Consider the following 20573-nt stretch of genomic DNA (forward strand, 5'->3'; position numbering starts at 1 on the left):
CAGGGAATGGCCGAAACCATGGCAAGCGTCCAAATTCCCAGAGGTTTTTTATCATGGTCATCGATTTCAGTCGTTTGAACAGCTCCTCGTCCCTTACGGGCAGTACACGTACCAGCGCCAGCAAGGAAAGCGCCGAAGCCGGCAAATCCGCGGCGCTGGAGTCCGCGGCCGAACAGGCCGGTACCGTCAAAAGCGGGGAATCGGTACACCTCAGCGATGAGGCTCAACAGTTGCAGAAGGTCACTGACAAGCTGCGCGATCAGCCTGCCGTCGACAAAGCCCGCGTGGCCGAGTTGAAAGCAGCGATTGCCGATGGCAGCTATAAGGTCGACAGCAACCGTGTAGCCAGCAAACTGCTCAACTTCGAAGCCCAGCGCTAGGCCAACGCCGGCGCCAGGCTTTTGGACGCTTAAAACCCAAGGCCAGCCATGCACGACACTAATTTACTGCAACTGATCACCGACGACTTTGCTCCAGCGCAACACTTGCTGGAATTGCTGCAGACCGAGTCCCTCGCATTGCATGGCCGCGACATGCCATTGCTCGAGGACATCCTGGCGCAGAAACAGGCATTGGTCGTCCTGCTCGAACAGCATGGCCGCAAGCGCAGTGAAGTTCTCGCCAGCCTCAACCTGCCGACCAACCGTGGCGGTCTTGAGCAATTGGCCAGCCAGTCGAGCATTGGCGACCAGTTGCTGGCGCAAAGTGACGTGCTGACCGATCTCCTGGCCCAGTGCCAGGCCATCAACGCCAACAACGGTCAGTCGATCCTCACTCAGCAGGCCGCTACGGCCACCCAGCTGAAAATCCTCACCGGCGGTGAAACCCCGGCGCTGTACGATGCCAGCGGAACATTCTCCAAGCTTGTCAAGCCACGCCAGCTCAGTCAGGCTTAGCCCGCTCGATGAGCCCGCTCTATCCAAGACGCAAAAAATGCTGGCAAAATGCTGGCCAGCCGTAGTCAAATTTTGTCTGGAGATTGATTAACCGTGTCCAATGCCTTAACCGTGGATGATGCTCCGCAGCCACCCAAGGTGCTCTCCACGCCCTTGGAAATCTCCGGCAACCTGCGCCAGCTGCTCGAAAGCCATGACCCGCTGATCATCACGTTCCACGAGCGCAGCCAGCGCTTCCAGAGCTATCTGGTGGATCTGGACCGTGACAGCAACATGATTGCCCTGGACGAAATGATCCCACGCGATGGCGAGCGCTACCTGCTGGCGGGCGAACCGTTCAAGGTCGAAGGCTTCCACGAAGGCGTACGCATTGCCTGGGAAAGCAACGGCCAATTGAACATCGACGAATCCGGTGGCAGCCGCTGCTATCGCGGCGCCCTGCCCGATCAAGTGGTGTACCACCAGCGCCGCAATGCGTTCCGTGCGGCACTGAAGCTGGCACAACTGGTCAACGTCAACCTCGACGGCGAAAAGCTCAAGGCCTCCATCAGCGGCAAACTGCTGGATATTTCCGCGACCGGCTGCAAACTGCGTTTCGAAGGCGACATCACTGGCAGCCTGCAACTGGGTCAGGTTTACGACCGCTTCAGCGCCGACCTGCCCTTTGGCAAAATGACCGCTCCGGTCGAATTGCGTTATCTGCACTTCGAAGAAAAGATTTCCACCACCTTCGCCGGCGTTCGCTTCCACAACATGAGCGGACTGGTGCAGCGTCAGGTCGAACGCTTCGTCTACCAGTTGCAACGCGAAGCCCGCCGCTTCGACAAAGACGACCTCTGACAGAGCGCCAAAAAAACGGGCAGCCCTTACGGTGGCTGCCCGTTTTTTTGTGCCCGGAATTTAAGGCCTGACTTCGCTGAGGTTTGGGTCCCGCCCTGTATCAGGATCTTCCGGCGGCTGATCGGTTTCAGTTTCGGTGACAGTTTCAGGTTCTGATTCAGGCTCTGGCCCGGTACTCACCGGACTGTGCATCTGATCCTGCACCACCTGCTCGTCAACACGCGGGTCGAGGCAGGCCACCAGCGGTGAACTCGTCATGTTGTCCGGCATGGCCACGTGATGCAGCGGCGCATCTTCCACCTGATGCAGGTTGGTCACCGCTTTCGGGCGAATCCGCCACACCAGGACCAACGCGAAGAAACTGAAAAACGCATAAAGCATCTGGCTGCCGAACAACTTCATCAGCACGCCCGCCACCAGTGGCCCGATGCTCGCGCCAACGCCGTAGGTCACCAGTAGCATTGCCGTCAGGGACACCCTGCGATCGCCTTCGACATGGTCATTGGAGAACGCGACCGCCAACGGATACAGGCAGAACTGCACCAGCGAACAGACGAAACCGGCGACAAACAGAATCTCCAGCGGCACCTGCGGCATGATCGCCAACGGCAATGCCGCCAGAGCCAGGCTGAAAGCGAAACTGCGGATCAACACAGCCCGATCGTAGCGGTCGGACAGCCAGCCCAACGGCCACTGCACCAGCAACCCGGCAAAGATGCAGCACCCCATGAACAGGCCGACCTGCTCCGTCGACAACCCTTGCTGCGAGGCATACAGCGGCGCCAGACCGTAGAACGAACCGACGATCAGGCCTGCCCCGAGCACGGTGCTCAATGACTGTGGCACGCGCTTGATAAAGAACCGTGGTTCCATGGGCGCCGGATGCAACGGTGCAGGGTGAATCCGACGGGTCAGGGCCACGGGCACCAGGCACAGGGCGAAACACAGGGCGACCAGCATCAGCAGCTCCAGCCCCAGCGCCGGGTGCATGACCAGAATCAGTTGCCCCATCACCAGCCCCAGGTAAGAGGCGATCATGTAGCCGCTGAACACCAACCCGCGCTGCCTGGCTTCGGCCTGCTCGTTCAGCCAGCTCTCGATCACCATGTACTGGCACATCATGCCGAGGCCGACGATCACCCGCAGGAACAACCAGGCCGGCAGCCAATCGATCAGGCCATGGCCCAGCACCGCCGCGCCGACAATCCCGGCACAGGCCGAGTAGGCCCGGATATGCCCGACCCGGGCAATCAACCGGTGACCGATCTTGCCCCCCAGCACCAGGCCGAAGTAGTTGGCGGCCATCAAGGCACCGACCCACAGGCTGTCGACATGATCGGCAGCCAGGCGCAAGCCCAGGTAAGTACTCAACAGGCCAGAGCCGATCAACATCATCAGCGAGGCGAAATACAGCGCTCGAAAGGATTTCCAGATTTGGCGCATCGGCGTTCCGAGCGGCTCCTTGCAGTGAGAATCGGCTATCGCTAAACGATAGCCGGATGTCGACGGATCGTCAGGCCTGGGCTGCTAAAACACGCCGTTCCCAGGGAGTAATTTCATCCTGGAAACTGCTCAGCTCCAGAGTCTTCGAAGCAATGTAGCCTTCGATGAATTCCGCACCGAACAGTTCCTTGGCCAGCTGGCTACGTTTCAGACGCTCAATGGCCGCATGCAAGGTACACGGCAACGAAAGATTGTCCGGCACTTGGAATTCACCCTGGATCGGCGCACTCGGTTCCAACCCGTTCTCGATGCCATGCAACCCCGCCGCCAGGCTTGCGGCAATCGCCAGATACGGATTGGCATCGGCGCCCGGCAAGCGGTTCTCGACCCGACGGGCCACCGGCAGACTGGACGGAATGCGCAGGCCGGCCGCCCGGTTGTCGTGGGACCAGCAAGCATTGTTCGGTGAGGCGTAAGGGTGGCACAAGCGCTGATAGGAGTTCACGTTCGGCGCAAACAGCGCGGTGAAGTCAGCCATGCAAGCTTGCTGGCCGGCAATGAAATGGCGGAAGGTGGCCGTCTCCTGCCCCGCCTCATCGCTGAACACGTTGCGCCCCGAATCGATCTCGACGACGCTCTGGTGGATATGCATCGAACTGCCCGGCGTATGCGCCAATGGCTTGGCCATGCACACCACACTCAGACCGTGCTTGAGGGCAACTTCCTTGAGCAAGTGCTTGAACAGGAACGTCTGGTCGGCCAGCAACAGCGGATCACCATGCAGCAGATTGATCTCGAACTGGCTGACGCCCATTTCGTGCATGAAGGTATCGCGCGGCAAGCCCAACGCAGCCATGCACTCGTAGACTTCCTTGAAGAAGGGGCGCAGCCCATTGTTGGAGCTGACGCTGAACGCCGACTGACCGTCCTCGCGACGCCCGTCCAGCCCCAGCGGCGGTTGAAAAGCCTGGGTCGGATCCGTGTTGGGGGCGAAGACAAAAAACTCGAGCTCGGTCGCCACCACTGGCGCCAGGCCGCGGGCTGCGTAACGGGCAATCACCGACTTGAGCTGACCACGGGTCGACAGATTGCAGTTGGCGGTGGTGCCCAGTTCAACCGCGTCACAAATGGCGAAGGCACGCGGCGGATGGCTCCAGGGCAGACGGTGGATTTGTGCCGGGTCCGGAATCAGCGCCAGGTCGCCATCATCGCTGCCGTAAAATCGCGCCGGCGGGTATCCGCCCATGATGCATTGCAGCAGCACGCCCCGCGCCATCTGCAAACGTCGACCGTCGAGAAACCCCTCGCAGGTCATCACTTTGCCCCGCGGTACGCCATTCAAATCCGGCGTGACACATTCAACTTCATCAATGCCCGTCAATCGCTGCGCGAGTGAACTCAGGCCAACGGTGGTCATGACACTATCCTTGTTTTTGTGCGGGCCGCGAACGGCGACCGTACAAAATAGGCTCCGCGTGTTCGGAATTTCAAGCAGCGTCGATAAATATGCTGCCTGTCAGGGCAGGTAAAGACGGAACACCCCGCCGCCCAACGGACCGCCATTGCTGATTTCGGTGCGTCCGCAGACGCCGTTGCGTTGATGCAACGCAGCAATTCGACCGGCAAAGTACAGGCCCAACCCGGTGCTGCCGCTGCTTTGATTGATGCCCTGCACGTAATCGGCCTGACGCTCGATCATCTGCGCCGGATACCCCTCGCCATCGTCATTGATGGTCAACATCAGTTGCCCGGCTTCGTCGCTGACGCTGATCAACACGGCATGCCGTGCAAAGCGAATGGCGTTGTTGATGCAGTTGGCCAATACCGATGCGATCAACTCGCGGTCGAAGAAACCCAGCGGGCTCAGCGGGTCCACTTCATAGGTGGCCATGATGCCGCGGCTGGCGAACACTTCCTGATGACAAGCCAACTGCGCTTCGATGAAATCGTCCAGTTCATGGTAGGCCGGTTGCAACGGCATCTGGTTGACGCCGAGCTTGTACAGCCCCAGCAACTGCACCAGCATGCCGTTGAGGTGGGCGAACTCGAAGTCGATCACACCCTGCTCCGGCGTCTGCTGCGCCGACTCCGGCAATCGCGCCAGCCACTGGCTCTGGGCCTGCATCAACATGGCCAGCGAGTTCTTCATGTCGTGCACGGTAGAGGCGATCACCGTGGAGAAATCCAGTGCCTGCCGGTTGTCGTTCATTGACCAAACGCCTTGCTATTGAGCTTCTGGTAACGCGGATAGCGCGCGTCGGTGTCGGGCATCAGGCCAACCATTTTCAGGCAGGTCCGGCACTCTTCCAGCTCCGCTGAAGGAGCGCCGGTATCGGTGCCGTGCAACAACGACTGCGCCAGGTTCAGGGCGATGCTGATGTTCTTCGGCTGCATCGCCAGGGCCTTGCGAAAGACCTGCCGGGCCTCCACCAGATTGCCGGTCTTGTACACGCGCACGCCCTGACGGTTGAGTTCCGCAGCGGCGTTACCGGAATTGAGGATGCTCGGGTCGTCGGTCTGCTTGGCGATGTCCTTCATGACCGCCGGATCGTCGCCGTAGATTTCCACACAGTTTTTCAGCATCGCGGTGCCGGCCTCGCTCTGCCCGAGCATTTTCAGTTGCTTGGCCACCAGCAACGCAGCTTCAGCACTCATGAATTGCTCCATGCCATCCAGGCGCAACAGGGCTTGTTCGGTGAGCTTGTCTGCCGTCTCGGCATCGTTGAGTAAAAGACTGGTGGCCTTCATCAGGCGCGCGCGGATTTGCAGGCCCGGGTCGGAGGGATTTTCCTTGGCCACGGCGCTCAATGTGGTGTTGATTTCCAGTCGGGTCCGCGTGTCCAACCCCCTTTCGCTGCCCTTGCTGATCAATGCGTGGGCCAGGCCGAGGTTGCTCTCGGCATCCTTGAACCGCGACTGCGCACCCTGGCTTACGGCCTGGCGATAGGCCTTGGCCGCCGTGTCGAAGTCCTCGTTGGTCATCGCCAGCTTGCCCAGCAACGCTTGCCGGCGCACCGCCAGCGGCGACAGGCGGATCGCCTCTTCCAGAACGCGCTGTGCACCTTTGGTGTCCCCTTCGGCGACCAGCACGTCAGCCATGCCGTCATACAGCGACGGCATCATCGGGAAGACCTTCAGGGCTTTTTCGTAAATGCCCTTGGCCTGCCCGACCTGGCCGCGCTTGAACAGCAACTTGCCCAACCCGGCAAACGCCCATGGCAACGGGCGGTCGGCAATGATGCCGTCGTACAGCCGCTCCAGCGCTTCGTTCTGATTGAGGTCGCGCAGAGCATCGGCGCGGTAGCGCAGGCACAGCGGCGAATAGCGGATGTCTTGCTTGCACAAGGCGATGCAGGCGTTAAGCACTTCCATCGGCTTGCCGCGGTCAAGGGCCTGCAGGATTGGCTTGAGCAGGGTCTTGCGCTGCTCCAGGCGCTCCAGGCGCTGGGCCAGGCTGGAACGGTTGAAGGGCTTGGTCAGATAGGCATCGGGCTCGTGCTCCAGCGCACTGAGCACCATGGCCTGGCTGGTTTCCGCGGTGACCATGACGAACACCGCTTCATGGCTGATCAGTTTTTCCTCCATCAGGTCTTCGAGCACCTGCTGGCCGTTTTTCTTGCCGTCACCCAGGTGAAAGTCCTGCAGGATGAAGTCGTACTGCTTCTGCGAACACATTTTCAACGCCTGTTCGCCGGTATCGGCAGTGTCCACTTCCTTGACACCCAGTTCGCGCAGCATCGACCGAACCGAACTGCGAAAGTCGGAGAAATCATCGACGATCAGAAAACGCTTTTGGTGATACGACAGCATCGAAGATTTCCAGGCAATTTAAGAAGAACAACCCAAAGGCAAATACACGGACGGACTCAGCTTCGCAGCCCTGTTTTGGCGCGCAGATGATAACGGGTGGCACTAGGCTATCAAACACCTTCTCACAGAGATGAGGCCCCCCAAGCCAACCGCAAAAGGCAAATTGGCCCCTGACTGTCCGTGTTATCGGCCAACAGTGGTATTCCCTTGAGAAGCTTCCCCAACCCTCACTCCGAACAGGTGAAGGCGTTACTGAAAACGAGACATCGTGCACAAGAAAGTGCTGATAAATGAATGCCCGCAATTGCCGGACGCATACGTGGTGGCGCGGGCATCGATTGTTATTTCGAACCCGCAGGACGGGAGCGACCAGTGCCTGCACTGATTTCGCCAAGCTCCGGCTTGCAGATGGCTCGACCCGGCAAGATACGCCGATAAATTGACCAACCAAAAATAGCACTCGCAAGTTAACGCCATTCGTCGATTAATTGACGATTTTGATCAACATCAGACTTTGGTCGCATGTCACCTGTGACGAGCCTAATGCCTTGATTTTCGAGGGTTCCTTCCCCCCTCGAGAGCATCGATCAGGCCAGCCTGCACTGGTCTTGCATTGACGACTGACGGATGGTCAGGCTGGCAGCCCCCTGGGCTGACCTAGACTCCGTTGAGGGGTGAGGGAGTCCATCGTCATGTGCAATCCATTGATCATTATTCGTATTTATTTTCTCTCTCGGGCTTTGCCTGCCTTCTGGAAATGTTCGCCCTCCCTGCCGGCGCTGTTGATGGAGATAGCCTCATGGCCGGTGGTTGCCAATGCCCGGGCGGGCATCATCGCGGCCTGCTGGCGATCAAATCTGTCCTTCAATCGCGGCGACCAGACAAGCAAGTTGCTGACCCGCAAAGGCCAGCAGGCGGAGGCCATCGTTGGTTTTTCAAGGGGGTCAGGAAAATGATCACTGACCCAAAAGCGCCAATAAGCGTGATGCTGATCGATTGCCGCCCCCTCGTGCTCAAGGGCCTTCACGACTTGATTGATGCCAGAAAGCCCCGAATGGAAGTGGCAGGCCAGGCCACCACCTATTCCCATGCGCTGGATCTTGCCGATCAGTTGCGGCCCAATGTCATTTTTTTCAGTTTCTTTCCGGATGCGCTGAATCCTCTGGAGGTCGTCGCGGGACTCGCCCGCAACGCTGAAATGAAAGTGCTGCTGTTCAAGGGCCTGTACGAAGCCGTTCCCGCAGCCCAGGCGATAGAGGCTGGCGCTCGCGGCATCGTGCTGGCGGAAGACCCGACGGAATCGATTACCCAGGCCATCCTCAAGGTCCACCATAGCGACATCGCAATGGATAGAGCCTGGGCTGGCGGCCTTTCCGGCTATGCCGCGTCCGGGCATGCACCCTTGAAATGCAATCTGGAGAAGGCGAAACAGGCGCGGTTGACGCTGCGCGAGAGAGAACTGATTTGCGCCATCGTGGGCGAACCGTCGGCCAAATATGTGAGCATCGCCGGGCGCCTGGGGATCAGCGAGCACACCGTGCACAACCATCTCAGCAACATCTATCAAAAGCTGAATCTCATCAACCGCATCGACTTGCTGATGTATGCGCTGAAACACGGGCTCACCAACAACGAAGCACCGCCCAAGTCCTCCTGGGTGGAGATGGATTGAATTTCAAGCCAATACAAGACGGTCTAGGTGGGGGTGGCCGTCAGCATGTCGCCGTCCTTGTCGGAGGCCTGGAACAGAGTGCCCGGAATGTTCAAGTCGCTCTCGGCCTATCCTGCCGCGTCATCCTGTATCTACCCGCCGCGTTCTTTAAGCCCTGTGCTGCTCGCCAGTTCACAGCGGATGCGATCATGGGGATCTCGTATCAGAACTGCAAAAAAGAATGCGAGGGTGGTTTCCTGGGCCACCCTCGCATCCGTTCACGCGCGCAATGCCTCAGGCGCTGCCAAAAAAGATGTCGGTACTCTGGATATGGGTCCCGACCAAGGTGATGGTCGTTGTTTGTCCGCCAGTCTCGGCAACCGTCACGACGCCATCTGCGCCGGTGTTGTTGATCGATTGGACAACGGCGTTCGGGTCGCCGTTGAGCACCAGCTTGTCCCGCAAGCCCGGGCCCACATCGAAGCCGCTGACCTGGTACAGGTTCTGATTGACTGACAGATCGATGTTGAATGCATCCTGCTCACCGGCCGTGCCAACCAGCGTGAAGTCGAAGGATGCGTTGGCCGGGTCGTTGGCGAACAGGTTGGCGTCGAATGTACTCGTCGCCGAGTCCCCATCCTTGTCCGTCAGCGTCGCGCTGAACGCCAGCTGGACATCGCTGGCCAGGCTCTCGCTCTGCTGAATGAACTGGATCACCGGAATCTTGACATCACCCCGGCCCATCGTCAGCTGAACAGCGTCGATCAATGTCGTACCCTCCTTCTGGATGAGGAAGGACACCTGTCCGCCCGCCTCCGGAGTCAGGGTGTTCACCTCTACGCGGTTCGAAAACGTGCCATCGGCATAGTAGATCCGGTAGTACAGGTCTTCGGTCGCGGTGTTGTAACCCGCCACGGAGTTGTCGATGAAGACCTTCATTCCCGTCAGCAGGCTCTCAGGATTGATCACGAAACTTTCATCGGCGGCGCTGATTGCCGCCAGGTTATCTCCCTGGAAAACGTTATTGCCGACACCGATGCCGGACGTGCTGACGTTCATGGCCGCCGGGTCTATGTACGATGGCAGCGGGTTGGTCTGTAGCGCGGCTTCGGTGGGGTCGGGTGCTCCGAGCCCGATGCCGGTCAGGATGTCCGCGGTCGTCGCCAGCGCCTTCGCGGAAAAGAACACAATCTCCTCGGAGGCCGAAGGAATAGCCGGGTTACTCGTCTGCGGAATCAACAATGTGCGCACCGAATCCGGGCCGCCGGCATCGAGCGAGCCGTCGGCACTGCTGAGCACAATCGTCGAACTGAAGCCTTGCACCAGATCCAGTGCATAGCGACCATCGGCATAGGCGGTCAACGTGTAGTCGACGGTGGTATTCGCCGTTGCAACGTTGTTGTCGAAATCACCGGTCAAGGTTCCCGCGAACTGGTACGCGCCATTGACATCCGGTGATGGCGACAGCTCGTGGAGCGTGCCGGTCCCGATCGTGGTCGTGTTGTCCGGCCTGACGAGGGTGAACTGGTTATTGACCAGCGAGATATCCAGACCGGCCGCGCCCAGCCCGTCGGCTCCCGTCGCCATATTCCAGAACCCGGATTGTGCAAGGACGCTACCGGTCCCGATCAGGTTGCCGAAAGTGAGTGCTGGCCCATCGTCCTTGAACACCAGGTTCTGCCCGATGTTCAGCGTCGCCTGGGCGCTGTCGCCGTCCCCGTCGGTCTTGATCGCCGTCAGCGTCACCAGGTTGTCCGAGGTCAACGTCTTCGAATCATCAGGATTGCTGGCGTCGGAATGCACTACGGCGCGGATCTGGTCGAGGGAGACGCTGCCATTGGCGGCTACGCCGACCGTGAACACCAGCAGGTTGCCCGTGGCCGTGCGGCCTTCGACCACGGCGCCATTGAGCGACAGGTTCACCGCCTGGCCCGAGGCCGTGTCGATCAGCCCGGAAGCACCCGCCACCACACCCAGCGCATAGGTCAGGGTGCCGGCGCCATCGGCGCCAAACGCCGAGGTGAAGTTGGCGGCGAAGCTCTGGGTATCGTTGGTCGCCAGCACCGTTTCGTCCACCGTCAGCGTTGGCTCCACGCCGGTGGTGTTGATACTTGGTCCGTCGTCCTTGAACACCAGGTTCTGCCCAATGTTCAGCGTCGCCTGGGCACTGTCGCCCTCCTTGTCGGTAATGGTCGCCGTCAGTGTCACCAGGTTGTCCGAGGTCAACGTCTTCGAATCATCAGGATTGGTTGTGTTGGAATGCACCACGGCGCGGAGCTGGTCAAGGGTGACGCTGCCGTTGGCGGCCACGCTGACCGTGAACACCAGCAGGTTACCCGTGGCTGTACGGCCTTCGACCACGGTGCCGTTGAGCGACAGGTTCACCGCCTCGCCCGAGGCCGTGTCGGTCAGCCCGGAGGCCCCCGCCACCATGCCCAGCACATAGGTCAGGGTGCCGGCGCCATCAGCGCCAAACGCCGAATTGAAGTTGGCGGCGAAGCTCTGGGTATCGTTGGTCGCCAGCACCGTTTCGTCCACCGTCAGTGTCGGCTCTACACCGGTGGTACTGATGCTTGGTCCGTCATCCTTGAACACCAGGTTCTGCCCGATGTTCAGCGTCGCCATGGCACTGTCGCCGTCCTTGTCGGTCTTGGTTGCCGTCAGCGTCACCAGATTGTCCGAGGTCAGGCTCGTCGAGTCATCCGGATTGGTGGCGTCGGGATGCACCACTGCGCGAATCTGGTCGAGGGTGACATCACCGTTGGCGGCCACGCTGGCCGTAAACACCAGCAGGCTGGTCGTGGCCGTGCGGCCTTCGACCACGGTGCCGTTGAGTGACAGGTTCACCGCCTCGCCCGTGGCCGTGTCGGTCAGCCCGGAAGCACCCGCCACCACGCCCAGCGCATAGGTCAGGGTGCCGGCACCATCGGCGCCAAACGCCGAGGTGAAATTGGCGGCGAAGCTCTGGGTGGCGTTGGTTGCCAGCACCGTTTCGTCCACCGTCAGCGTCAGCTCCACACCGGTGGTACTGATGCTTGGTCCGTCATCCTTGAACACCAGGTTCTGCCCGATGTTCAGGGTTGCCTGGGCGCTGTCGCCGTCCTTGTCGGTCTTGGTTGCCGTCAGCGTCACCAGGTTGTCCGAGGTCAGGCTCGTCGAGTCATCCGGATTGCTGGCGTTGGAATGCACCACGGCGCGGAGCTGATCGAGGGTGACATCACCGTTGGCAGCCACGCTAGCCGTGAACACCAGCAGGTTGGTGGTGGCCGTGCGGCCCTCGACCACGGTGCCGTTGAGTGACAGGTTCACCGCCTCGCCCGTGGCCGTGTCGGTCAGCCCGGAGGCCCCGGCCACCACGCCCAACGCATAGGTCAGGGTGCCGGCACCATCGGCGCCAAACGCCGAGGTGAAGTTGGCGGCGAAGTTCTGGGTATCGTTGGTCGCCAGCACCGTTTCGTCCACCGTCAGCGTTGGTTCCACGCCGGTGGTGTTGATACTTGGTCCGTCGTCCTTGAACACCAGGTTCTGCCCGATGTTCAGCGTCGCCTGGGCGCTGTCGCCGTCCTTGTCAGTCTTGGTCGCGGTCAGCGTCACCAGGTTGTCCGAGGTCAGGCTCGTCGAGTCATCCGGATTGCTGGCGTTGGAATGCACCACGGCGCGGAGCTGATCGAGGGTGACGCTGCCATTGGCGGCCACACTGACCGTGAACACCAGCAGGTTGCCCGTGGCTGTACGGCCTTCGACCACGGTGCCGTTGAGCGACAGGTTCACCGCCTCGCCCGAGGCCGTGTCGGTCAGCCCGGAGGCCCCCGCCACCATGCCCAGCGCATAGGTCAGGGTGCCGGCACCATCGGCGCCAAACGCCGAGCTGAAGTTGGCGGCAAAGCTCTGGGTATCGTCGGTCGCCAGTACCGTCTCATCCACCGTCAACGTTGGCTCCACGCCGGTGGTATTGATGCTTGGTCCGTCGTCCTTGAACACCAGGTTCTGCCCGATGTTCAGCGTCGCCTGGACGCTGTCGCCGTCCTTGTCGGTCTTGGTTGCCGTCAGCGTCACCAGGTTGTCCGAGGTGAGGCTCGTCGAGTCATCGGGATTGGTGGTATTGGAATGCACCACGGCGCGAATCTGGTCGAGAGTGACATCACCGTTGGCGGCCACGCTGGCCGTGAATACCAGCAGACTGGACGTGGCCGTGCGCCCTTCGACCACGGCGCCGTTGAGCGACAGGTTCACTGCCTCGCCGGTGGCCGTATCCGTTAGCCCGGAGGCTCCGGCCACCACGCCCAGCGCATAGGTCAGGGTGCCCGCACCATCAGCGCCAAACGCTGAATTGAAGTTGGCGGCGAAGCTCTGGGTATCGTTGGTTGCCAGCACCGTTTCGTCCACCGTCAGCGTCGGCTCCACACCGGTGGTGCTGATGCTTGGTCCGTCGTCCTTGAACACCAGGTTCTGTCCGATGTTGAGGGTTGCCTGGGCGCTGTCGCCGTCCCCGTCAGTCTTGGTTGCCGTCAGTGTTATCAGATTGTCCGAGGTCAGGCTGGTCGAGTCATCGGGATTGGTTGTGTTGGAATGCACCACGGCGCGGAGCTGGTCGAGGGTGACGCTGCCATTGGCGACCACGCTGACCGTGAACACCAGCTGGTTGCCCGTGGCCGTGCGGCCTTCGACCACGATGCCGTTGAGCGACAGGTTCACTGCCTCGCCGGTGGCCGTGTCGATCAGCCCGGAAGCACCCGCCACCACGCCCAGCGCATAGGTCAGGGTGCCGGCGCCATCGGCGCCAAACGCCGAAGTGAAGTTGGCGGCGAAGCTCTGAGTGGCGTTGGTCGCCAATACCGTCTCGTCCACCGTCAGCGTCGGCTCCGTGCCGGTGGTGCTGATGCTCGGCCCGTCGTCGTCGAAGATGATCTTGGAGCCGATTTCGGTTTTCGAAATAGAGGCCTGGACCAGCTTGAAGCCACCGATATCAAAGTCGGCGTGGTTATTGCCCTTGGCGTCGACAGCCGCCCCGTTTTCGACAAGCACGCGGTTGTGATCCAGCGTTGTGGTGTATTGAATCTGGTAGCCGGCCAAAACGCCGGTGATGGTTGCAACCCCGCCAACAACGTTGATGACAATGCTCGGGCTATTCACCGATCCGTCTGAGTTCTCGATCACCTGCCCGGTGCTTTTATTGATGACGCGAACATTGGTGATTGCAATCGACGAATCGCCCGCATATCCGTTGATGAAATTCACGCCGGGTTCATACGCGGTGCTGAATGCGCTGATTTTTACGATTGCGCTCTTGCCGCTTTGCAACTGCACGACGTCGAAGCTTGCCGATTTGGCGTTGAAGACGCTGGTAAAGTCGATGTTGGATTCAACATCTGCTTCGTTCTGATCCAGATTGGGAATGGTCACATTCTGCCTGGCACCTGTGACGAACGAAAAGCGGATGCCCTCCTGCTCCACAATCATTTGATTATTGGTGCCGAAGGTGGTCGGGCCGCCCGCCTGGCTGGTATTGATCGTGTCGCCAGTGGTTATATTGGCGCCGCTTGACTGGTCCGCGGGGTCCTTGCCGGTAGCGATGATGGTGGGGTCCGTAATCCGCAGGACACCAGCGTCGTTGACAACGGTCGGGGTCGCCGTCGTAAACATCAGGAACAGGTTCTGGCCGGAGGGGGCATTGGCCAGACTGAACTCCAGGTCCTGGCTGGCTCCGATGAAAACCTTGTTCAGCAGATTGAGTGAATCATCGGCGTTCGTCATATCCGGATGCTTGAGCGGTTGGTACTCCACGGTCCAGAGCTTGCCGCCCGTGACCGGCGATCCGGTTTCTTCAATGTAGGCAGCGAACACGATCGCACCGCTTGCGCTTCCGGCTCGACCCACGACGATGTTGTTGTTCGTATCGGTATAGAGAAGGATGCTGATGCCATCGAGGGTCAACAGCCCGCTGTCCACGCCATTGAGTGGTGCGCCAGTGCTGCCGACGAAGCTGACATCGGTAATGCTTGCTCCAGGCGTGGAGGTAATGGTGAACGCATTGCTGCCCGTGTTGCCCACGGCACCGGAATAGCCACTCAAGGCCGCACCCGTGGCGGTACCTGCCCCCAGTGCGGTCAAACGGGTGGCGAAGGTCGAGGGCAGCGACGCCACCAGAATGTCGTTGTCGTCAGCGTCTCCAGCAGAGCCTGGCGTGGCAGTTCCGTTCTGCAACCCGGCCGTCTCGTCCAGCGTAACGTCCTCGCCAGTCGCCACGACGCTCAAAACGCTGTCCGTAAACGACGCAGTCGCCACGACGTCGTCAGCGGTGCCGACTACTCCATCGGCGCCCGCAGAGGCCGCCGTAAGCAGAAACGTCGCGCCTGCCGAGTCGTCGGGATTCACGTACCACGAGGTGGTGACGCTGCCGTTGACCTGGCCGTCGAGATCGCCGGCGCCGCCGTCGGTCACGGACCAGGGCTCGTGCCCCGCGCCGGTGTTGGTATTGAGCACATCGTCGGACGTGCCCCATACGCCATCCGCGCCAGCACCGATGGCGTGGTCCACTTCGAGCGTCACTGTACTGCCGACGGCGAAACCGCTGGCCGTGATGATGGCGGTGCTGCCGGGGGCGTAGTCTTTCAGGTCGGTGGTGACGAGCGGAGTGTAAAGGCGGGATCGATCGCTCACGTAGGTAAAAGTCCAGTCGTGGCTGACGGGTGAAGGATGGTCACCGGCGATATTGGCCAGGTCACTCGTTGACGATGAGGTTTTCTTGCGCATAGTCATGACTTTCTCCTGAGCGGGTCCAGTCATCGGGGGCCGACCGTGGACCATTTTCGGTTCTATTGGTCACAACTATGAACAGGCACCGGAGGTTGCACATCGGCCGATACTCCCAGGCGGGATGGGAGATTCAGACTACTTGGGAGAGGAGATGGAAAGCCGCGAAGGTAGAGTTGATGGATTCGATCAATCCAGGTACCTGAATTTGTCGAACTTTATCTACACGTCGTGAAAATGAAGCGTTGAAGCAGGCGGGGGAGCTGCGAAATATGGTGTCCCAGGGCAGGTTCGAACTGCCAACCTTCCCCTTAGGAGGGGGATGCTCTATCCAATTGAGCTACTGAGACACAAGTCGGGCGCAACGAAACGCGGCGCGATGGACGGCGTGCATGTTAACGGCCGGGCCGGCTTTTGTCATGTCGTCCGTAGGGCTTTTTAAGTGTAGGCAGACGCCTCAGCCGGGGGCGGACTTGTTTACCGTGCAAATTGCATCACTGCAAAAAGCCACCCTTGCAAAATGCAATATGGCGCCTTACCAAAAAATAACTTAATTCATTGTTTTTAAAGATTTTATTTGCCGATAGACTCTGGCATGCGCGCTGCTTCCACTGGTCTCACAGAGCAACCGAGGCCCGCGCCATGAACAGCGTTCTTTTACTCTCGAATGCAATCGTACTGGCAGTCTTACCGGGATTTCATTTTATTCCCGAGTGCAGCGTTACGCAGGTTGCCCAACGTATGCCGCATTGCCTTCAGCTGCAGAAGGCACCGCAACTGGCGCAATTGAGTGATCGGCACGGATTTGTCAGCCAGCAAGCGAGCCAGGAAAACATCCTGCTACCGGCGCCATCATCCGAACGCTTGGTATTTTGAATCCCCCACCAGGAGCACAGCATGTCCAGATCAGCCGCGAGTTTTTTCATCCTCGCCTTGTCGAGCGGCATTTTTCATCTGTCATTGACCCAGGACATGGTCGTCACCCTCCCCCTGATCGCCTGTGGTGTCTTCACCAGTCTGTTCGTGCTCGCGCTGATTGCCGGACGCAAGATCAAGTTTGATCCGGTACTGCGTTAATCCCGGCCTGGAAAATCCGCTGCAACAGCCTGCCATCCATCCCGAATTCGCCCCCTCCATACGACTTCCCCTAGTAAATCGGCCATTTGCCACTATCCTGTAAAGGCAAGGAACGGGGATCGAGTCCGCTTATTCCTCCCGTCAGAAATCTTTCGTCGGGCGGGGATGCATCAAGCAATACGGCCCGGTCGAACTTTTCAAACCAATCCGCATTTCTGATAATTGGTGCTGGCAGAACGCCTTTATACCGTTCAATATTTGTCATAGAATTGACGCCAAGGATCTGGCTGGTTTGAGGCATGATGTGCGCCTCTATCAATTCAGGTTGAACATTTGGTCAGAGTGCTTGTCCTATCAGACATCCTGCGGCCAATCCCGAAAACCGCTCCCCTGAACTAACCGGTTAAATATATGCGCCCATTGAAACAGGCAATTTATTCCAGCCGTACGGCTGACAAATTCGTCGTACGTCTGCCAGACGGAATGCGTGAACGCATTGCCGAGGTGGCTCGCAATCATCATCGCAGCATGAACTCCGAAATCATTGCGCGCCTTGAGCAGAGTCTTATTCAGGAAGGCGCACTGGGAGAAGAGTTGAGCATGCGCCTGGACAGCCCGGAGCTTTCCTTGCACGAACGGGAGCTGCTGCAGCGCTTCCGCCAACTCTCCCACCGACAGCAGAACGCCCTGGTTTCGCTGATCGCGCATGATGCTGAAATGGCCGCCGACGCGTCCTGATTCAAGCAGAGAGCTCAAGCCAGCTTGATCGCTGGCTTTTTTTTGCCTGAAATTCAGACCCAAAAAAACCCGCCAAAAACGTGATGGTGTAGGAGCGAGCTTGCTCGCGATGGACTCAAGAGCGCCGCGTTTAGTCAGTACACACGCGGCATCGTTAACGACCATCGCGAGCAAGCTCGCTCCTACAGCATTACGCCAAAGGCGGGTTTTCTATGAACGGGACCTCAGAGCAGGAAGATGGTCGCCAGCCCGAGGAAGATGAAAAAGCCTCCGCTGTCGGTCATGGCAGTAATCATCACACTGGCGCCCATTGCCGGATCGCGCCCCATCTTCGCCAGGGTCATGGGGATCAAAACCCCCATCAACGCCGCCAGCAGCAAGTTGAGCGTCATCGCGGCGGTCATCACCACGCCCAATGACCAACTGCCATAGAGCAGGTAGGCAACCGCACCAATCACCCCGCCCCAGATCACGCCGTTGATCAATGCGACGGCCAATTCCTTGCGCATCAGGCGCGAGGTATTACCGGTACTCACCTGGTCCAGCGCCATGGCCCGAACAATCATGGTGATGGTCTGGTTGCCCGAGTTACCACCGATCCCCGCCACGATCGGCATCAACGCCGCAAGCGCCACGAGCTTCTCGATCGAACCTTCAAACAAACCGATGACCCGGGAAGCCACGAACGCGGTAATCAGGTTGATCGCCAGCCAGGCCCAACGGTTACGCAGGGATTTCCAGACCGACGCAAAAATATCTTCTTCTTCACGCAGACCCGCCATGTTGAGAACTTCGCTTTCGCTCTCTTCACGGATCAGGTCGACCATTTCATCGATGGTCAGACGACCGATCAGCTTGCCGTTCTTGTCGACCACGGGCGCGGAGATCAAGTCATAACGTTCGAACGCCTGGGCAGCATCGTAAGCGTCTTCGTCCGGGTGAAAACTCACCGGATCGCTGGCCATCACCTCGGCAACCTGTTTGTCCGGATCGTTGACCAGCAAACGCTTGATCGGCAACACACCCTTGAGGACGCCGTCGTAATCGACCACGAACAGCTTATCGGTATGGCCCGGCAACTCCTTGAGACGGCGCAGATAACGCAAGACCACTTCAAGGCTGACATCCTCGCGGATGGTCACCATCTCGAAGTCCATCAACGCACCGACCTGTTCCTCGTCGTAGGACAGTGCCGAACGCACGCGTTCGCGTTGTTGCTGGTCGAGGGTCTCCATGAGCTCATGGACGACGTCTCGCGGCAGCTCGGAGGCCAGGTCAGCGAGTTCGTCGGCATCCATGTCCTTGGCCGCAGCCAGGAGCTCGTGATCGTCCATGTCGGCGATCAGCGATTCACGAACCGAATCGGATACTTCGAGAAGGATGTCGCCGTCGCGATCGGCCTTGACCAATTGCCAGAGCGTCAGACGATCGTCCAGCGGCAAGGCTTCAAGGATGTAGGCGACGTCGGCGGAGTGCAGGTCATCGAGCTTGCGTTGCAGCTCGACAAGGTTCTGCCGGTGGACCAGGTTCTCGACCCGGTCATGATGCGGGCCTTCCTGGCGGTGAGTCAGGTCTTCTACCACACGCTGGCGCTGCAGCAACTCAACCACCTGAGCCAGGCGATCCTGCAAGCTTTCCTGCGTTTTCTTTACTTCAACTTCAGACATAGGCGAACTCCACTCCCAGCAGCGGGGCACGCCGGAAGGATCAATCAGTCAATTCATGATTGGTGAAACGGGGTACTGAGTAACTACTGGGTAAGTCCATGGAGGTATTCCACAAGCCCCGGCGGGGCTGACGGGCGCAATGATACACCGCCTGACGGTTTTAAACGTTAAAAAATCGTGGCTGAAACAAGCGCTTGCACAACAATCTTGAGCATCGCCCTGATCCATGAAAATGCGACGACGTATTCTGAAAAGAAAACACACCCCCTTCGAAAATTGTAGCCACTACTCTTGAAAAGGAACGTCATGGAGGACGCCCGATGCCATTGATTGCACAACCCCTTTTACTGCTCAGCATGCTCGGCCCCCTGCCCCTGGCGCTCGCCACCACTGTTCAACGCTGCGAAGCGGCCGATGGACGCATCACCTTCACCACGCTGAGCTGTGCCGCGGGAGAACGCGCTTCACTTCAGGACGTGCGAGCCTTTACACCTGGCAGCACGGTGGCGCTTATGCCGCCGGCCGAACCCCGCGAATCATCAGCGATGAACATCAAAAGCAGAGAGCCAACCGTCGTCGGCCAAACGCAGGACAAGTGTGGAAACCTGATCAGCAACAGGGAGCGCCGAGAGGCGATCATCAATCGGCGAGTAGTCGCGGGCATGACCCAGCAAGACGTCGAAAGCGCGCTCGGCAAGCCAGACAAGATCAGTATTCGCAATTCAGCCACGACCTACCGTTACGACACCCGGAGAGGTCGCAGCGCACAGGTGGAGTTCGACGAGAGGGGATGCACGAAGGGAAAAGCCAAATCCCGGACGGCAAAAAGCCCGCTTTAAAGGCGGGCTTTTTGTTTGTATGGTGCACTCGACAGGATTCGAACCTGTGACCGCTCGGTTCGTAGCCGAGTACTCTATCCAGCTGAGCTACGAGTGCAATTTGTGTTTTTAGACCAGATCACAACTGGTTGAAGCCAAGTTATTCACATCACTGCAAACAACTCTTAAATGGTGCACTCGACAGGATTCGAACCTGTGACCGCTCGGTTCGTAGCCGAGTACTCTATCCAGCTGAGCTACGAGTGCATTTGTTGCCGCGCATTATAGGCCGTCTAATCTCTATGTCAACCACTTTTTCTAGTAATTTCAACAACTTACCGAAGAAGCCAGATTACAACGTACTACGCAAATAATGGCGGAGAACGGGGGATTCGAACCCCCGACACCCTTTTGAGGTGTACTCCCTTAGCAGGGGAGCGCCTTCGGCCACTCGGCCAGCTCTCCGCAACACGGGGCGTATATTAACCAGCTTCTTCCCCGTTTGCAAACATAAAAAACGATAAAAATTAATGGCTTGGTTCTTCGTCCTTCTCTTTCTTGATACGCAGGTAAATTTCCTCCCGGTGAACAGCCACCTCTTTCGGGGCATTAACACCGATGCGCACTTGATTTCCTTTGACGCCGAGCACGGTCACGGTGATTTCGCCATCACCGATAATCAGGCTTTCTGCGCACCGACGAGTCAGAATCAGCATACCTTTCTCCTCACGCATTTCATTTCAGGGACAACAGTCTGCAAAAAAAAGGCACTCGACCCACAACCGGAGCGGTCGCAGCCCTACATGCCTGAGTATTGACTAGCGCGAGCAAAAGAACAGGCTCGGGGGGGCACGCCATTCAAAAAAACAAAAGGCGCGGT

At 59.0% G+C, this 20573-nt stretch carries 17 protein-coding genes and 4 tRNA genes; 9 read left to right on the forward strand and 12 right to left on the reverse strand.

Annotated elements, in window-relative coordinates; genetic code table 11:
• Positions 1-53: 53 nt before the first annotated feature.
• From flgM to AC06G5_RS23365, 3 genes are all read left to right on the forward strand, one after another.
• Entirely contained in the window at positions 54-380 is a 327-nt protein-coding gene (gene flgM, locus AC06G5_RS23355; RefSeq protein WP_413427707.1) for a flagellar biosynthesis anti-sigma factor FlgM, read from the forward strand.
• 48 nt (positions 381-428) lie between these two features.
• Positions 429-896, forward strand: a complete 468-nt coding sequence (locus AC06G5_RS23360) for a flagella synthesis protein FlgN (RefSeq protein ID WP_413427706.1) — start codon at positions 429-431, stop codon at positions 894-896.
• 93 nt (positions 897-989) lie between these two features.
• Positions 990-1736, forward strand: coding sequence for a flagellar brake protein (locus tag AC06G5_RS23365; RefSeq protein WP_480458406.1), 747 nt, complete (start codon positions 990-992; stop codon positions 1734-1736).
• A gap of 60 nt (positions 1737-1796) precedes the next feature.
• Here AC06G5_RS23365 and AC06G5_RS23370 read toward each other — a convergent pair whose 3' ends face one another.
• The 4 genes from AC06G5_RS23370 to AC06G5_RS23385 all read right to left on the reverse strand — a co-directional run bounded on the left by AC06G5_RS23370 (position 1797) and on the right by AC06G5_RS23385 (position 6989).
• The gene (locus tag AC06G5_RS23370) at positions 1797-3179 is read right to left on the reverse strand and encodes an MFS transporter (RefSeq protein ID WP_413427704.1); all 1383 of its coding nucleotides are present in this window, start codon (positions 3177-3179) and stop codon (positions 1797-1799) included.
• A gap of 70 nt (positions 3180-3249) precedes the next feature.
• On the reverse strand, positions 3250-4494 hold the full coding sequence (locus tag AC06G5_RS23375; protein WP_413705523.1) for a glutamine synthetase family protein: 1245 nt from the start codon (positions 4492-4494) through the stop codon (positions 3250-3252).
• Between the two features lie 201 nt (positions 4495-4695).
• Complete coding sequence (locus AC06G5_RS23380) at positions 4696-5388, reverse strand: sensor histidine kinase (protein ID WP_413704133.1); 693 nt, start codon at positions 5386-5388, stop codon at positions 4696-4698.
• Positions 5385-6989 (reverse strand): tetratricopeptide repeat-containing response regulator, encoded by a 1605-nt coding sequence (locus AC06G5_RS23385; protein ID WP_057399081.1) that lies wholly within the window; start codon positions 6987-6989, stop codon positions 5385-5387. The genes AC06G5_RS23380 and AC06G5_RS23385 overlap by 4 nt, the downstream gene beginning before the upstream one ends.
• A 692-nt stretch (positions 6990-7681) precedes the next feature.
• Here AC06G5_RS23385 and AC06G5_RS23390 point away from each other — a divergent pair.
• A complete protein-coding gene (locus tag AC06G5_RS23390) occupies positions 7682-7945 on the forward strand; it encodes a hypothetical protein (RefSeq protein WP_413427702.1) in 264 nt (87 codons plus the stop codon).
• Positions 7942-8661 (forward strand): response regulator transcription factor, encoded by a 720-nt coding sequence (locus AC06G5_RS23395; RefSeq protein ID WP_480458408.1) that lies wholly within the window; start codon positions 7942-7944, stop codon positions 8659-8661. The genes AC06G5_RS23390 and AC06G5_RS23395 overlap by 4 nt, the downstream gene beginning before the upstream one ends.
• A gap of 273 nt (positions 8662-8934) precedes the next feature.
• Here AC06G5_RS23395 and AC06G5_RS23400 read toward each other — a convergent pair whose 3' ends face one another.
• Positions 8935-15399, reverse strand: coding sequence for a DUF5801 repeats-in-toxin domain-containing protein (locus tag AC06G5_RS23400; RefSeq protein ID WP_480458409.1), 6465 nt, complete (start codon positions 15397-15399; stop codon positions 8935-8937).
• 267 nt (positions 15400-15666) lie between these two features.
• A tRNA-Arg gene (locus AC06G5_RS23405) sits at positions 15667-15743 on the reverse strand.
• Between the two features lie 292 nt (positions 15744-16035).
• Here AC06G5_RS23405 and AC06G5_RS23410 point away from each other — a divergent pair.
• Positions 16036-16269 carry a hypothetical protein gene (locus AC06G5_RS23410; protein ID WP_413704131.1) on the forward strand — a complete coding sequence of 78 codons (234 nt, stop codon included), beginning with the start codon at positions 16036-16038 and terminating at the stop codon, positions 16267-16269.
• Positions 16270-16290: 21 nt separating this feature from the next.
• Positions 16291-16470 carry a PA3371 family protein gene (locus tag AC06G5_RS23415; RefSeq protein WP_085717172.1) on the forward strand — a complete coding sequence of 60 codons (180 nt, stop codon included), beginning with the start codon at positions 16291-16293 and terminating at the stop codon, positions 16468-16470.
• 70 nt (positions 16471-16540) lie between these two features.
• On the opposite strand, the gene AC06G5_RS23420 is transcribed toward AC06G5_RS23415, so the two are convergent.
• Entirely contained in the window at positions 16541-16771 is a 231-nt protein-coding gene (locus tag AC06G5_RS23420) for a hypothetical protein (RefSeq protein WP_413705532.1), read from the reverse strand.
• A 110-nt stretch (positions 16772-16881) separates the two neighbouring features.
• Here AC06G5_RS23420 and AC06G5_RS23425 point away from each other — a divergent pair, with 110 nt between their 5' ends.
• Positions 16882-17208 carry an Arc family DNA-binding protein gene (locus tag AC06G5_RS23425; RefSeq protein WP_003178899.1) on the forward strand — a complete coding sequence of 109 codons (327 nt, stop codon included), beginning with the start codon at positions 16882-16884 and terminating at the stop codon, positions 17206-17208.
• A gap of 224 nt (positions 17209-17432) precedes the next feature.
• Here the strand turns inward: AC06G5_RS23425 and mgtE are convergent, their stop codons facing one another.
• Positions 17433-18875, reverse strand: a complete 1443-nt coding sequence (gene mgtE / locus AC06G5_RS23430) for a magnesium transporter (protein WP_413704130.1) — start codon at positions 18873-18875, stop codon at positions 17433-17435.
• 320 nt (positions 18876-19195) lie between these two features.
• Between mgtE and AC06G5_RS23435 the strand changes: the two genes are divergently transcribed.
• A complete protein-coding gene (locus tag AC06G5_RS23435; protein ID WP_480458411.1) occupies positions 19196-19714 on the forward strand; it encodes a cell envelope protein SmpA in 519 nt (172 codons plus the stop codon).
• Positions 19715-19734: 20 nt separating this feature from the next.
• On the opposite strand, the gene AC06G5_RS23440 is transcribed toward AC06G5_RS23435, so the two are convergent.
• The 4 genes from AC06G5_RS23440 to csrA all read right to left on the reverse strand — a co-directional run bounded on the left by AC06G5_RS23440 (position 19735) and on the right by csrA (position 20409).
• Positions 19735-19811 (reverse strand) — tRNA-Arg (locus AC06G5_RS23440).
• A gap of 72 nt (positions 19812-19883) precedes the next feature.
• Positions 19884-19960: transfer RNA gene (locus AC06G5_RS23445), tRNA-Arg, on the reverse strand.
• 107 nt (positions 19961-20067) lie between these two features.
• Positions 20068-20158: transfer RNA gene (locus tag AC06G5_RS23450), tRNA-Ser, on the reverse strand.
• A 62-nt stretch (positions 20159-20220) separates the two neighbouring features.
• The gene (csrA, locus tag AC06G5_RS23455) at positions 20221-20409 is read right to left on the reverse strand and encodes a carbon storage regulator CsrA (RefSeq protein WP_002554426.1); all 189 of its coding nucleotides are present in this window, start codon (positions 20407-20409) and stop codon (positions 20221-20223) included.
• Between the last annotated feature and the right edge of the window lie 164 nt (positions 20410-20573).

It is taken from the genome of Pseudomonas sp. WT-JTC (assembly GCF_056711565.1).

What these genes read in the sequence shown, in the direction of transcription:
- flgM (WP_413427707.1), top strand. Translation starts at nt 54, where the DNA reads ATGGTCATCGATTTCAGTCGTTTGAACAGCTCCTCGTCCCTTACGGGC.
- AC06G5_RS23360 (WP_413427706.1), top strand. Translation starts at nt 429, where the DNA reads ATGCACGACACTAATTTACTGCAACTGATCACCGACGACTTTGCTCCA.
- AC06G5_RS23370 (WP_413427704.1), bottom strand. Translation starts at nt 3,179, where the DNA reads ATGCGCCAAATCTGGAAATCCTTTCGAGCGCTGTATTTCGCCTCGCTG.
- AC06G5_RS23375 (WP_413705523.1), bottom strand. Translation starts at nt 4,494, where the DNA reads ATGACCTGCGAGGGGTTTCTCGACGGTCGACGTTTGCAGATGGCGCGG.
- AC06G5_RS23380 (WP_413704133.1), bottom strand. Translation starts at nt 5,388, where the DNA reads ATGAACGACAACCGGCAGGCACTGGATTTCTCCACGGTGATCGCCTCT.
- AC06G5_RS23385 (WP_057399081.1), bottom strand. Translation starts at nt 6,989, where the DNA reads ATGCTGTCGTATCACCAAAAGCGTTTTCTGATCGTCGATGATTTCTCC.
- AC06G5_RS23390 (WP_413427702.1), top strand. Translation starts at nt 7,682, where the DNA reads ATGTGCAATCCATTGATCATTATTCGTATTTATTTTCTCTCTCGGGCT.
- AC06G5_RS23395 (WP_480458408.1), top strand. Translation starts at nt 7,942, where the DNA reads ATGATCACTGACCCAAAAGCGCCAATAAGCGTGATGCTGATCGATTGC.
- AC06G5_RS23400 (WP_480458409.1), bottom strand. Translation starts at nt 15,399, where the DNA reads ATGACTATGCGCAAGAAAACCTCATCGTCAACGAGTGACCTGGCCAAT.
- AC06G5_RS23410 (WP_413704131.1), top strand. Translation starts at nt 16,036, where the DNA reads ATGAACAGCGTTCTTTTACTCTCGAATGCAATCGTACTGGCAGTCTTA.
- AC06G5_RS23415 (WP_085717172.1), top strand. Translation starts at nt 16,291, where the DNA reads ATGTCCAGATCAGCCGCGAGTTTTTTCATCCTCGCCTTGTCGAGCGGC.
- AC06G5_RS23420 (WP_413705532.1), bottom strand. Translation starts at nt 16,771, where the DNA reads ATGCCTCAAACCAGCCAGATCCTTGGCGTCAATTCTATGACAAATATT.
- AC06G5_RS23425 (WP_003178899.1), top strand. Translation starts at nt 16,882, where the DNA reads ATGCGCCCATTGAAACAGGCAATTTATTCCAGCCGTACGGCTGACAAA.
- mgtE (WP_413704130.1), bottom strand. Translation starts at nt 18,875, where the DNA reads ATGTCTGAAGTTGAAGTAAAGAAAACGCAGGAAAGCTTGCAGGATCGC.
- AC06G5_RS23435 (WP_480458411.1), top strand. Translation starts at nt 19,196, where the DNA reads ATGCCATTGATTGCACAACCCCTTTTACTGCTCAGCATGCTCGGCCCC.
- csrA (WP_002554426.1), bottom strand. Translation starts at nt 20,409, where the DNA reads ATGCTGATTCTGACTCGTCGGTGCGCAGAAAGCCTGATTATCGGTGAT.